General features: G+C 67.3%; 5 protein-coding genes. 2 read left to right on the top strand and 3 right to left on the bottom strand.

The window, feature by feature from the left end; translation table 11 throughout:
* Window positions 1-64: 64 nt before the first annotated feature.
* The gene (locus tag AB0F38_RS15150; protein ID WP_361892203.1) at window positions 65-2,632 is read right to left on the bottom strand and encodes a DNRLRE domain-containing protein; all 2,568 of its coding nucleotides are present in this window, start codon (window positions 2,630-2,632) and stop codon (window positions 65-67) included.
* 1,073 nt (window positions 2,633-3,705) lie between these two features.
* Here AB0F38_RS15150 and AB0F38_RS15145 point away from each other — a divergent pair.
* A complete protein-coding gene (locus tag AB0F38_RS15145; protein ID WP_361892169.1) occupies window positions 3,706-4,548 on the top strand; it encodes a helix-turn-helix transcriptional regulator in 843 nt (280 codons plus the stop codon).
* A complete protein-coding gene (locus tag AB0F38_RS15140; RefSeq protein WP_361892166.1) occupies window positions 4,530-4,739 on the top strand; it encodes a DUF397 domain-containing protein in 210 nt (69 codons plus the stop codon). Before AB0F38_RS15145 ends, AB0F38_RS15140 begins: the two co-directional genes overlap by 19 nt.
* A gap of 75 nt (window positions 4,740-4,814) precedes the next feature.
* Here AB0F38_RS15140 and pglX read toward each other — a convergent pair whose 3' ends face one another.
* Complete coding sequence (gene pglX / locus AB0F38_RS15135) at window positions 4,815-8,435, bottom strand: BREX-2 system adenine-specific DNA-methyltransferase PglX (RefSeq protein WP_361892163.1); 3,621 nt, start codon at window positions 8,433-8,435, stop codon at window positions 4,815-4,817.
* Window positions 8,432-13,114, bottom strand: coding sequence for a BREX system serine/threonine kinase PglW (gene pglW / locus AB0F38_RS15130; protein ID WP_361892160.1), 4,683 nt, complete (start codon window positions 13,112-13,114; stop codon window positions 8,432-8,434). Before pglW ends, pglX begins: the two co-directional genes overlap by 4 nt.
* Window positions 13,115-13,600: the final 486 nt, after the last annotated feature.

The raw sequence follows: 13,600 nt of genomic DNA, 5'->3' as shown, positions 1-13,600 counted from the left end.
GTCCTACGAACCCTTCGCCGCCCCACTCGACCTCCTCGACATCCCCCGCTGACCAGCGCAAACGTCAGAGAAATTCGACCTTGCAAGAGCCCTGGGTCATCTGGACCCACACCTCAACGAGGCCGCTGTCGCTCTTCCTGTCCACCTGGACCTGCAGCATGACCTCGACCTGCGTCATGAACTTCTGCAGTCCGCCCGAGCTCGGATCGATCGCTGTCAAAGTCCAGGTCTCAAGCTTGCATGCCGCGTCGCGCGTGAAGACGGAACGCTGGTTCGGCTTGTCCGGATCACAGATGGACTTGTCCGAGATGACGGGCCCGGTGGTCTGGGTCGTCATCGACCCGCCGCCCTCCCGGGCGGCCGCGACCTTGCGCCAGGCCTTGGAACGCTGGGCGAGCGGAGTGACCTTGACGGACACCTTTCCGCTCCCCTCGCTCTCGAAGGTCCGCGAGGCGGAAGCGCCGTCCGATCCGCTCCGTGCCGCGCTCGGGTCCGCCGGCAGGGCGATCGGGCTGTTGTTGTGCGCGGGGTCCGCCGCGGTCCGGTCCGGCTGGGGCAACGCGATGTCGACCCGCTGCTCCCGGTTGTAGTCCCGGTTGCCGGCCGTGAACCCGTAGTCCTTGATCGGGCCGACGTTGCCCGCCCGGTCCACGGTGCGGGTCTGCACCGCATGGTTGCCGTCCGCTGTGGGTGTGACCGCGTAGAAGGCGTCCGGAGCCACGACACTGGCCGACAGCGTCGGAGTGGTGGTGCGCACCGACGACCAGCCGTAGTCGTCCGGATCGTCGGAGAACGGGTCGAGGCGGTACTGCACCTCGTAGGCGTCCGAGGCGCCGGTGGTGACGTCGAAAGTGCCCGTGACGTTGGCCCCGCCGCCGCCCCAGTCCTCCGGGTAGGTGGCCGAGGTGATGCTCTGCGGCTCGTCCGGCGCCGTGGTGTCGACGACGAACTGGGTCCAGGGGGACCAGTTCAGGTTGTAGTGGGTGCCGTCGTAGGCGTTGGTGCGGAACTTGTACGTCTTGCCGTCCTGGAGCTGTCCGGCCGGCACGGTGACGCTGACCGGCTTGCCCTGCTCACCGAAGTCGGAGACGAGCAGGCCCTCACCGGCCGGGGTGGTGATGGGGGTGTTGGTGGCGGCGTCATAGACCTGGAAGGTGGCGTTGACGGTGTCGCCGTCGGGGTCGGTGAAGGTGTCACGCAGGGTCGGGGTGGTGGTGTTCACCGCCCACACCCCCGCGTACGACTTGAACGGTGCGCCGGCCTGCCGGTTCGTGCCGTCCGAGGGCCGGTAATTGTAGGTGACGGAAAGCTTGGGCTGGTTGGCCGCGTTGTTCGCGGAATTGACCCGCTTCCACGCCTTGACGTCGTCGGTGGCGGCGCGCAATCCCATGTGGCCGCGGGTGACATTGGCCGCGGCCCAGGACTGGACGAGGGTGTCGACATCCGCGTTGACCCAGCCGTCGGGCTGGGTGGCGGTGCAGTCCGGGTTGCCCCTGGTCTGCGTGGAGGAGTGGTATTGCTGCTTCCACGTGGGCTGCGACGTCCACCGCGAGGATGTGGAGGGGGCACTGGTGTCCCAGACGGTCCAGGACTGGGCGGTGCAGTCGGTGTTGCCGGAGTGGAAGTTCCACAGCGCCAGGTTGGTGTCGACGATCAGCGCGTCCTGGATCGGCGTGGTGTTCCAGGTGATGAACGAGCGTGCGGTGCGCGGGGTGCCGTCGGGATTCGTGGTCCCGGGGTTTCCGAGGTCGAGTTCGGTGTCGGTGGACCAGTCGACGGTCTCGCCCTGCTGCACATAGGTGTCGAAGGTGTTCGACAGTGCGGAGGTGGAGGGGTCGACGGTGACCGGGAACTTCGTGTCCGGGTCGGCGAGGAACTTCGCCGAGGGGGTGACCACCAGGTCGATCTGGCCCGCGCCCTTGTCGACGACCTTCATGTCGACGCGTGCCCGGTGAGTGTGCTCGCCGGAAGCCTTGTCAACGGTGGCGTCCCACATCACCGGGGCGGGCATGGTGGCGCGCTGGGCGCCGGTCTTGGTATCGGTGAAGGTGACCGAGCCGTCCTTGTTCGCCTTCGCCTTCAGGCCCTTGGCCTTGACGGGCAGGGTGTAGAAGTAGGCGCCGGTAGGCCGCTCGTCGATCTCGACGAACTGCTCGAATCCTGTGCGGGTGGCCTCGACGATGACGTCGGCGCCGGGCACGGCGCTCTTGTAGCGGGCGCGGGTGCCGTCCAGTTCGGGCTGCGGTAGACCGCCCTTCCACTGGAGGGTCACGCTCTCGTCGCCCTGGCCGAGGGTGACCAGGTCGCGGGGCGCGGCGTTCTTTGCGGCACGCAGGGAGGCGGCTTTGGTGCCGCCCTTGCCGGCCAGGCGCAGGCCCTTGGGGTGGTTCTTCGCGCTCACGGAGCCGTCGGCCGCGCGGTCGAAGGTTACGTCGACCTGATGCCATTTCCCGCCGCGCCAGACGCGTTCGGGGCCGACGGAGAGCTCCGTGGTCAGGGTGCCGTCGGGGTTGGCGACGGTGTATGTCGTTTCGGTCGTCTCGTCGGTGACGACGACCTTCTTGCCGATCTTCTTCGCCTCCAGGATCGCCCATGCTTTGGAGCCCTTGGCGTGGGCGGCGGCCCAGGCCATGTCGGAGGCGAGGATCTCGCCTCCGGACGGCTGCTGGGCCTGCGTTGAGGCCGCCTTCGGCTCGGGGGTTGCCGCGACGGCCGTGCCGCCGGCGACGAAAGCGGCCTCGGCGACCAGCAGCAGCGCTGCTGCCGTCGCCCCCCGAGATATCCGTCTGCCCCGTTTCGGCCCGTAAAACTGTGTGTCAGGAGACACGAAGTGATGCCTTCCTCTTGGGAATTCGATCGGAGTGTAGAACGCACACTCGAATGACGGTATGTACGCCAAGCGGAGTGCAGTAGTGCGGTTCCGGCCGCACGAAGGACTTCGGAGGGTGAAGCTGCGGCGGCGTTGATCTTGCAAAGGGGAGGCGTCTCAAACATCGGCTTGGTCACACATAGACGCAGCATGAGGGGCGCACCTGAGTACTCGCCAGTCGCCCATTCGCGGATATTGCGCACGCAATCCACGGACATTCCGCGAGCAAGTGATGAATGGCAGATGAAACGACCACAAAGCCTCAGACGGATCTGAAGTCGTCGTGCCCGGTGGTGAAACCTGGCTGGAAGTAAACTTCCAGGTCCTTCGACGCCGCACGTGGGGCATGGTCAACCACCTGCGGGCGGAGTCACACAGGCTGCTCGTCCATCGAGAGCCCTGCTGTTACGCATGGAAAGTGGATGCAGCGGTCACAACGAGCTGAACCGCTCCGGGCTGCCTACGGCGCGATGGGGTCGGTGGGAACCCTGGTCGTTGCTTAACTGTCGGCAAACGCCGAGCTGCACGGTTTGATGCCCGGACGTGACTTCCGTTTGGCGCTGTGGCGCGAAATGTAGTGCCTGAGGTCACAAGATCGTGTGACGAGCTCGTAGGGAACGATTCGCCGATACGTATGCGGAGAGGTGGCGGGGCGGTGGCTTTCTTCTCCTTCGGCTGTACTTTGCGCATTCTTCTGCCTGGTCACGATGCCTCTGGCTACGGTGCGTGAGAGGGCTGGTCGCGAGGGTGGCCTCGGGTATGGACGGGACTCATCGGGGGCGGGGTGTGCTTCTCCGGTGGGCGGATCAAGTTCCACACGTTCCACGGAGGGCGCTATGCCGACGAGGCGGGCGGTCACAGGCCGCAGCAGGGAACCACGGGCACGATTCGCGGAGGAGCTGCGCCTGCTGCGCACCGCGCGCGGCGACAGTCTGCGGCAGCTCGGCGAACGGCTGGGCTGGGACTGGTCGTTGTTCGGCAAGATGGAGAAGGGCGAGACGGTCGGCGGGCCGGAGGTCGTCCAGGCCCTGGACCACTACTACGGGACGCCGGGGCTGCTGCTGGCCCTGTGGGAGCTGGCGATCAGCGACCAGTCGCAGTTCAAGGCGCGGTACCAGCGGTACATGGCGCTGGAGGCGGAGGCGACGAGCCTGTGGCACTTCGCGGTGAGCGTGCTGCCGGGGCTGTTGCAGACGCGGGGGTACGCGCGGGAGCTGCTGGCGGCAGGCGGATTCGAGGAGCCGGAGTTGACGCAGCAGGTAGACGCGCGCATGGGGCGGCGGGAGCTGCTTGAAGGTGCTGACGCACCGCCGTTTCGTGTCATTTTGTCGGAGGCGGTATTGCGGACCAAGCCGCGAGACATGGGTGAATGGCGCGAGCAGTTGGACTACTTGGCTGATGTGTTGGAGCGCCCCAAGGTGACGCTGCACGTGTTGCCGTTCAGTGCCGGCATGCATGGCCTGGACAGCACTGCCGTCAAGTTCCTGCGGCTGCCAGACTCTCGCACAGTGGCCTATGTCGAGACGGCGTACAGGGGTGAGCTCATCGAAGAATGCGCACCTGTTGAGCATCTCCAACGTGCGTACGATGCGATGCGCGACCTGGCGTTGTCCCCGGCCGAGTCGCGGAAGTTCGTCCTGCGCATGTTGGAGGAAGTGTCGTGCGATCCATCGAACTGAACGCCAGCCAGTGGCGCAAGAGCAGTTATAGCAACTCGACGGGAGGTGACTGCATCGAGGTCGCCGACGGCTTCGCAGCCATCGTTCCCGTGCGCGACAGCAAGAACCCACACGGACCGACGCTTACGTTCGCTGCGGATGGCTGGTCGTCGTTCGTGTCCGCCGTGAAAGACGGAGATCTGCGGGCCTGATGCATCAGCCGTACGAGACGGCCCGCGCCGACCAGTGGATGGTCAGCGCGGGCCGTCAGTGTCTTCGTGCGCGAACTATTGCTTCTTGGCGCCACGCTTGGCTGCGACCGGGCGCCAAGCACGCAGGTCGTCGTCCGTGAGGCCGTGCTCGCCCTGGACCATCTGCCGGTCGCCTCGGAAGAAGGCGGCGGGGGAGGCGCCGAAGTCTGCGTCGAACTCGTCGTGCCACTGGTCCAGCCAGGGCTGGAGCTCCAGCAGCCCCGCGAGGAAAGGCGTCAACTCCTCGGAGGTCAGTGCCTCATGGGAGGCGATGTACGCGTCGAGTGCGTATGCCTGCTCACGATGATCCCAGCCGGCCCAGCCGTACAGCTCGGGGGTGGCGGCGTTGCTCTGTCCGTACGAGATGAACCGCTCCTTGGGCACGTCGAGCTTCCCGCGTGCCTTCCAGAACGAGGGACGCAGGAAGTCGGCGGAAGCGTACTTCGGCGGTACGGGGATGCTGTCCCGGATCTTTCGCCTCGCCATCTCGTCCGGGGCGGCATCCTCTTGCCGCTGGAGATCCCACACGTGCTCCCAATCCGCGCGCTTCTTCAGCCCGGAGGGCTTGTAGCGCAGGGCGGAGAGGAACGGCACATGCTCACCCGTCATCAACTCGGCCACAACGAGGTGGGGTTCCTTGCGCGGCTCGTAGATCTTCGCGACGGAGGCGAAGTCCTGATCGAGGGAGAGTACGTCAGTCAGGCGGGAGAGGGTCACAAGGGCCGGGTTGTCGTTCTCGTCGAACCAGTGGTTCCCGTACTCGATCCGGTCCAACAGCCACGAGTGGAGTGCTTTCCGCTGGAGAGCGTCCCACCCTTCGGTGGCCCAGCGACGCTTGTACTCAGGGCGCTCGATCATGCCGATGGCCCGGCTTGACTCGATAGCATCAATCCGCTTCTGGACGATGTCGCGGTATGCGGAGGGCCAATTCGCGGGGATTTCGGTGATGAAACTCGAGTTGTGGCGCTTGAACCATTCGGCGCTGGCCTCGCCTGCGGCTACGCGGCGAGCGAGGACGATCTCGAAGGCGCGCTCACCTAGAGCAATTTCGGGAATTTCAGGGGAGTCGGGGTTCTCGGATACGCGGAGATCCTCCGGGTGCAGGTTGTAGAGAGAGTAGACCTGCCAGTCCAGTTCTTCCTGAAGGGTGATCATGCGTGTACGGATGGAGGTCCAGATTGAGAAGGCTGTGCGGAGGGCGAGGCTTGTTGGAGTGGTCGTGGACGTGAGGGTGAACGGTTCTACGGCCGTAAGTTTTTGAGAGAGGGAATCCAGGGCTGTGCCGAGGACGGTGGGATAAATGGAAGGGAGGGGGAAATCCTCAAGATTCGTCCCAGTGAACTCGTAACGGTCTGACCATGGATGGATGCTTACCCGTGCGCCATCGTCTCCCAGAGGGTCGCCCCCCTTCGGGTAGCTCACCATCTTGAGCCAGAAACCAGCTGCGGAACTGTTGAGGACCCCGAGTATTCGTAGGTACTCCTCCTCGCTCGCTCCTTCCCGCAGTTTGATTACGGGTGCGGTTTGCTTAAATACTTTGCCGCCACGATCCAAGGAGAAATGATTATGGGTGGAGACGAACGGAAATGCGATGCCGAGTGAATTCGCGTACCGCTTAGGAAAGAACATGCTGTGGTCAAACCACCGTAAACCACGTTCGGCAGGCGTCTTTCCGAAGTCGATGCGCGTATTTAGTCCAGTGCGGTTAGGCCACAGAAACCTTTTTTCCCTTGCGCTGATTTTTCGTTGCTTTCCGTGTTCGTTGTAGGGGAAATAGGTTGAGATTGGTGACGTGATTTTGAAGTCGCGAACTCCGTCTCCAAGGACGACGGGTACGCAGAAACTATCTAGGCCGAGCGTCCTGGCCGCAGTGCTCGGGATGTAGAATGCATCATCCATGCCGGTGTGGGTGGTGCGGCCGATTGCTTCAGCTGTGGACTTCAGTGGGGCGGAAGCGGATGTGTTGATCTGCTCGACCATTTCAACCCCTCCATCTGCCAGGATCCACGGCTGTGTGTTGAAGTAATAGTCTCGCGCCAGATCATCTACGGAAACCCATGCACTTACTGACCCTGGTGCATCAATTTGGGTAACAATCGCTTGCCAGACCAATCCATTCTCACCCTTCTCCGGAGCGTCCGGCTCCCCTTGGATGCTGCGTGCGGTGCGAACGGTCGAGAGGCGGTTGCTATCATTTCGATTATTCCCGATCAGGATTACTGTCGGCGTTCCATGGCCGGGGATGTAGGCGCCGGAGGTGTCGATGACCTCTGTCAACTCTACGCAGTCGCGGAAATAGCTCTCGATTAGCTTTGTTCCGAATTCTCGTTTCATGAAGGAGTTGGCTGTAATTTGCCCTACCATTCCGTACCCGTGGCTTTCCGTGTCGCCGCGTTTGGCTAGCTCGAAAAAACGCTGCGCGAAGGGCACTGATAGTGCGTAGGTGCCGCTGCAGGCGTTATAAAGATTCCGATAAAGCGCATTGAGGTTTCTGTCCTTAACCGTGATATAAGGCGGATTCCCCACTACCACGTGGTACCGCCCCTGCTTTAAAATCCCAGGGTGCTCGTGCACGTCCTCCGTGGCGTAAGCGAACGAGGCCAGCTCGTCCTCGCCCTCCTCATCTCCACCCAGCGTCAGATTCAGCTCCAGCTGCCGGGCCTTGATCAGCGAGTCCCCCACCGCCAGGTGAATCGGCCACTCGTACCCCGCCGCCTCCCCCAGCGTCCGCACCCCACTGGCCGCCATAGCCGCCACCAGCAGCCGGAACCGCGCCACCGCCACCGCGAACGGGTTCAGGTCCACCCCGTGCACTGAGTCCAGCGCGGCCCGCACCCGCTCGTGCCGGTCCTTCCCGGGCTGTCCGTCCGCCCACAGCTTCACCAGCCGCCGGAACGCGCCCAGCACGAAGTGCCCCGACCCGCAGGTGGGGTCGATCATCTTCAGCTCCTCGTACCCGAACTCCCGTATCGCCGGGGTCATCGTCCGGTCGAGGATGAACTCCTCCACGAACTCCGGGGTCTGGAGCAGCGCGTACGTCTTGCGGGCCGCCTCGCTCAGGTCCTGGTACAGGTCGCCGAGGAACCGGGTGTCCCAGCCCTTTGTCCCGTCGCCGTCGTCTTCCAGCGGGTCCGTGAAGTCGTGGACCAGCGCCCCCGCCTCGTCCCGCCCGCGCCAGAAGTCGACCAGGTCGCGTGCCCCGTCGTGCGACAGGGGTATCTGGAACAGGGGGTTGTGCTTCCTGTCGAAGAGCAGCCGGCCCGCCTGCCCCGCGCCCAGTTCCTCGAAGGCCGTCTCCAGCCAGCCCCGGTACGTAGGGTCGTCCGACGTCGAGACGTAGTCCTCGAACCGGGCGAGCGCCAGGTCGCGGCGGTCGTCCTCGGGAGCCGTCAGATACGGCTCGGGTATGAGCAGGTTGTCCTCGCAGAAGCGGACGAACACCGTGCCCAGCACCCAGGCCACCGCGACCTGCGTGACGCGCTCGTCGAGCCAGGCGTTCCAGGTCGCGGCCGTACGGCCCAGCTTGCGGGCCCTGTCGTACTCCGTGCGCAGGCGGATTCCCACCTCCGAGACGGCCTTCACTTGCTGCGTCAGGTCGGTCTCGGCTGCCTTGACCTGCTGCTTCAGGGCGCCTAACAGAGCCTTGCCGTCGATCACTTGCTGTCTCCCTGGTGTTCCTCGGTGCCGCTGTCGGCGGCTGCGCCGGTCCGGTGGGCTTCGTCCACCCACGCGTCCGGAAGTTCGATCCACTCGCCCAGGCCCGCCTGGTAGGCGACCGCGACCTGGCCGAGCTTCGGCTCGCGGGTGGGGTCGCTCTGGGGGACCAGGAGCCACAGTCCGCGCCCGCCGTGGCGTGCCGCCTGTGCGAGCCGGTGCAGGACGCCCATCGCGTCGTACCGGGCGAAGGCGGTCGCGTCCGTCAGCAGGACCGGGGGTGTGCCGGGGCCGCCGGTGGCCAGCAGTTCCCGTATGCGCGGCTCGACCGCGCCCCAGGCGGTGCGCGCGTACTCCGCGAACTTCACGGCGTTGCGGGAGCCGGGCTCCGCCACGTCGGCCTTCAGGAGGGTTTCCCAGGTCGGCTTCGTCCCCGGCGGGACCAGCGCGTGCAGGGCCACGAGCAAGTGCTCCGTCACCGACGTTGCGTGCGCACCGATCCCGCCGTCCGTGCCGCAGAGCGCCTTGACGGCCTTCGAGACGAGGTCCTGGCGTACCGTCAGCACGCGGTATCCGTCTCGCCGGGCCGAGGCGGTGAGGCGTTCGTCGGTGCGTATCGCGCTTGCCAGCAGGGGGTCGTCGGCGTACCGCGTCACCGCGCCCGTACGCGTCGACCGGGGCCAGGTGCCGGTGGTCAGATAGCTGGACGCCGTGTCCATCCGGGTCGGCAGATAGCGCAGCGTCCCGGTGTGTTCACGCGTCGAGAGCGTGAGGTCGAAACCGGCTTCGCGTAACGCCTTCGTCAGGGGGCCGGCCGTCGGCAGGTCGTGGGTGGTGCCGCCGCGGCCGTCCGGCACGACGATCTCCGGGAAGCGGGCGCGTATGCGCTCATGCACGTCCTCCCCGGTGATCCCCGGCTGCCGCCCCTCGGGCATGTCCGGGATCAGCCGGACCAGCCCGGCCTGGGTGAGCCGCAGGGCGCGGACGAAGTCCAGGTCCCGGGGGTAGATCTCCAGGCGCGGGGTGGCCGCCGCGTTCTCGGACGCGGCGGCGGCCAGCTCGACCAGCCTGCGCTCGTCCCACTCCACCGTGCCCGGCGGCGGGGTCAGCGCGCCCAGCTCGCCGAGGACCGTCGTCGCCGTGGGCAGCGTGTCCAGCTTCGCGAGGCTGCCGGCCTTCCTGCCCAGCCGGGTGGCGTAGTCGAGCAGACCCGGGGCCGTGGGGGTGTCCGGCGGGTCACCCGGGGTGCCCGTGGCCTCGTCGGCCTCGCGTACGTCCAGGGCGAGCATGCCCGCGCCGAGGGACTCCTCGGTCGCCTTGCGGTTCGGCTGGTGCTGGAACTGCGCGTTCTCCGGGTCCAGTTGCTCCAGCTCCACCACCGCCCGCACCGCCGCCAGTGCCAGCGCGCGCCGTTGTTCCCGCTCGGGCAGCTGGGTGCCGCGCCGCACGGCCAGCGCGTCGGCGATCTCCGAGGCCGAGGCGATCCGGCCCAGGCCAGCGAGCAGATCGATGATCTCGGCGCGCAGCGCCCGCACGCTCGGGTCCTTCTTCCAGCGCTTCCGCTCCTCCTTGAGCAGCTGGTAGACGCGCTGCGAGGTGATGCCGAGAGCCTCGGCGACATCCTTGGGCCGGGGCCAGACACCGATGTCCGGGAGCACGCCGCGCTCGTTCGGCAGGCGCAGCAGCAGCCGGACCATCTCGACCTTGTTGTGGTTGGCGCCGTTGTTGTTCAGCTCGGGCACCAGGATCGTGGCGAGGGCGTCGAGACTGACCGAGCGGAGCGCCGCCCCGGGGAGACCGGACGTGCTGCCGCCCGTGGCGAGGGCGTCCAGGGCGGTGGTCTCGCCGGCGGTCAGCTGGGCGATCTCCTCCCTGGCCTCGGCCCGGCCCCGGGGGGTGAGCGGGGACACCGGCGTCTCGCTGAGCAGCTCACCCCACTCACGCTGGCGGCGCTGCACCTCCCCGCGGGTCTTGGCACCCAGGCCCGGCGCGTTGACGAGCTTGCGGCGGCTGTAGTCCAGGAGCCCGCCGACCGTGGTGATGCCCAGGCCGTACAGGACGGACTGGGCGGCCTCGGTGAGGCCCGCCGCCGACAGGTGGGTGTCCCGCGTGACCTGCTGGGCCAGCTGGTCACGCTGCTGCTCCGCGGTGAGCGGCTCGGCGTCCGCGATGGTCGGCCGGCCGTCGCCGGTCGCCGCCCCGGGGGGCTCGGGGAGCCTGGAACGGGTGGACGGAACGGCCTGAGAGGCCTCCAGGAAGATCTTCCGCCAGGCGTCCCGCATCGGCTTCAGCTCGGGGAAACGCCGGGCCGCGTCCCGGTGCAGGGCCTTCTGGAAGAAGGCGATCAGGCCGTCGCGCACAGCCGGTTCGAAGGCGTCGGCCGCGAGCGTCGGGTACGGGAACTCCTCGCTGTCCGTCTGCCGGGGCAGGACCGAGGAGTCGCCCCACCGGGGCAGTTCGCGCGAGGCCATCTGGTGCAGGGTGACGGCGACCGCGTACCGCTCGGCGTGCGAGTCGTAGGCGGTGCGGGTCAGGGTGCCGATGAACGGGTCGAGGTAGCCCTCCGTACCCGCCTCGTAGTCCTTCGCCGGATAGCCGGCCAGCGAGAAGTCGATGAGGACCAGCTCGCGGGTGCGGTTGGGGCGGACCCGGATGGCGATGTTGTCCGGCTTGATGTCCCGGTGCCAGACGCTCTCGCCCTCCAGGAAGTCCACCGCACCGAACAAGTAGTCGCCGTACGCCTCCAGTTGGTCGATCGGCAGGCGCCCGCGGTCCCGGAGCTGGCGGGCGACCGTTTCTTCACGCGCCCGGGTCCTGCTGCCGCCGCTCGGCCTGGCGCTCTCAGCGGCGTCGTCCCGCTCGTCGCCGACGTACTCCAGGACCAGGAGCGTGCGGCCGGCTATGTGCAGCGGTTCGGGTTCGACGAGCCGGATCACCCGGGAGTCGGGACGCAGCCGGTTCATCACCTGCGCCTCGTGGGCCAGGATCTCGCCCCGGCTGTCGGACAGGGCGATCTTGAGGACGGCCAGCGGGCGGTTCCCGCGCGCCTCGGCCTCCAGATCGCGCACCAGAAACGCGCGGCTCGTCGAACCCGTACCGAGGCGGCGACGGACCTCCCAGCGCCCGCCCAGGACGTCACCGGCGACGGCTTCGAGCGGGTCCTTCTCCGGTGCCTGTGGTGCGGGAGGAGAGGCGGGGGCGGTCAGGGTGTCCTCGACCAGCTCCAGCAGGTCCAGGAACTCGTCGACCGTGGACAGCCGTTGGTCCACGCGGTAGGCGGTGGCCGCCTGCACCAGGTCGTCGATGTCCTCCGACAGCCCGTCCACCAGGGCGCTGGGACGCAGACCCTCGCCGGCCTCCAGGCGGGTCAGCAGCTCGGCCTGGCTCGCGGCCGGCGCCTTCCCGGTGACCAGGAGGTAGGTGAGGACGCCGAGGCCGTACACGTCCATGTACACCGGGTCGGCGTTCGGAGCACGCAGCTCGGGTGCCAGGTAGGCGCCGGAGTCCTCCGCCAGGTGGGTCGTGGACAGGGCGGTCGGCGCGTGCCGGGTCATGCCCGTGGTGGCGCCGCCCGACCCGCTGCGCTGGGTGGCGATCTGCCAGTCGGAGATCTGCAGGTGGGGAGTGAGCCAGGCAGCTTCCTCGCCCGTCGCCTGTGCCCGGGGGCCGCGGTCGCGGGGGAGGACGTGCACGGAGTGCGCGGCCAGCGCCCGGTGGTAGATCCGGCTGGAGTGGGCGGACCGCATCGTCTCGGCGAGCTGCCGCACGAGTGCCATGCGGCCGAGGATGTCGAGCCTGTCGCCGTACTGGAGCAGGTACTCGTCCAGGCGCAGGGTCTGCGGGTGGTAGTCGAAGATCAGGGCCGGGCCGGCCGTGTGCCCCGACGGGTTGTACTGCTTGAGCTGCACCGCGCCCAGGTGCCGGAAGCGCTGCAGCACCGCGGCCTCGCGCCGGGCGGCGTTCTCCACCGACTTACGGATCGTGGCGTCCGAGCCGCGCTCCCGCAAATAGATCCGGACGCGGGCGGACTCCGGCAGTTCGGTGTGCTCGGCCAGATAGTCGGCCCAGGTCGGACCGGTGTCGAACGACTTGCGCTGCAGCTCGTACGGCCCGACCTTGTACTCGGCCTCGCTCTTGCGGATGCCGACGCGGGTCAGTGCGGCCTTGATCTCCCGGGAGCCGATCGCGGTGATGCGCCTGCGCTCGTCGCCCGGCGGCTGCTTCAGCATCTCGACCAGCTGGTCGACGCTGTACACGCCGTTCTGGTCGTGGGCGGGCAGCCGGATGCGCAGGGAGTTCTCGGTGAAGCAGACGGCCTCGCCCACCCACACCCGTTTGCCGTTCTGGCCGAGCAGACCGGCCAGCTCCTTGGCCTTCCTGTCTACCAGGTGCAGCGGGTTGCCGTGCGGGACGCGGCGGCCGGTGGGCGTCGTCTGGATCCAGGTGCCGTTCTCACTGGCGAGGGAGCCGTGCCAGTTCTTGAGCTCGATCATGCAGACGCCGCCGGGTGCGACGACGAGCAGGTCGACCTCGCGGACGTGCCCGCTGTTGGCGGTGAAGGTGAAGTTCGACCAGGCACGCCATGGATCGGCGTCCGGCAGCTTCTCCCGGATGGCCTTCAGCCCACGCCGCTCATGGTCGAACTCCGACTCGGTGACCGTGGTCCACCGGCCTTCACGCATGCGCTGTCCCCACCCGTTGGTTTCCGTATCCCCGTGGTTGCACCCGGTCGGCCCGCGCTGTCGAGTGCCGAAACGGCAGAGGTGCCCCCTCGGGAATCCTAACGGCGGGGGTGCGGGCAGAATCCGCTTCGGGAAAGGGAGTTGGGCGTGGGAGTGCCTTCGGACATGGCCACCACGCCACGTTCCGCGGCTCTTGGGCGCGCCGTTCCCGTGGCGGGCGGCGGTCACGCCGCGAACGTGACGCGTACACCGGCGGACCGACGAGGTCAGGTCGGGACCGTACGGGGGGGCGAAGTGCGGAAGATCTGGCGAGGGGCGGTTTGATCGCTTCCGCCCCCGCACCGAGCTCCTCCCACTACGATTTGAGCGGGGGTCTCGGTGACCCGACGTATGCGTCGGCAGCCGAGTGCTCTCAGCGCGGCGGAACGACAGTCGGTCGAGCAGAACACCATCCGCCGCCGGGCCCAGCTCACCGACCAGCGCGAG

The organism is Streptomyces sp. NPDC025273 (genome assembly GCF_040638585.1).
Lineage (GTDB): Bacteria > Actinomycetota > Actinomycetes > Streptomycetales > Streptomycetaceae > Streptomyces > Streptomyces cinereorectus.
The sequence above is the reverse complement of the archived record's forward strand: the minus strand, read 5'-3'. Positions and strand labels throughout refer to the sequence as shown.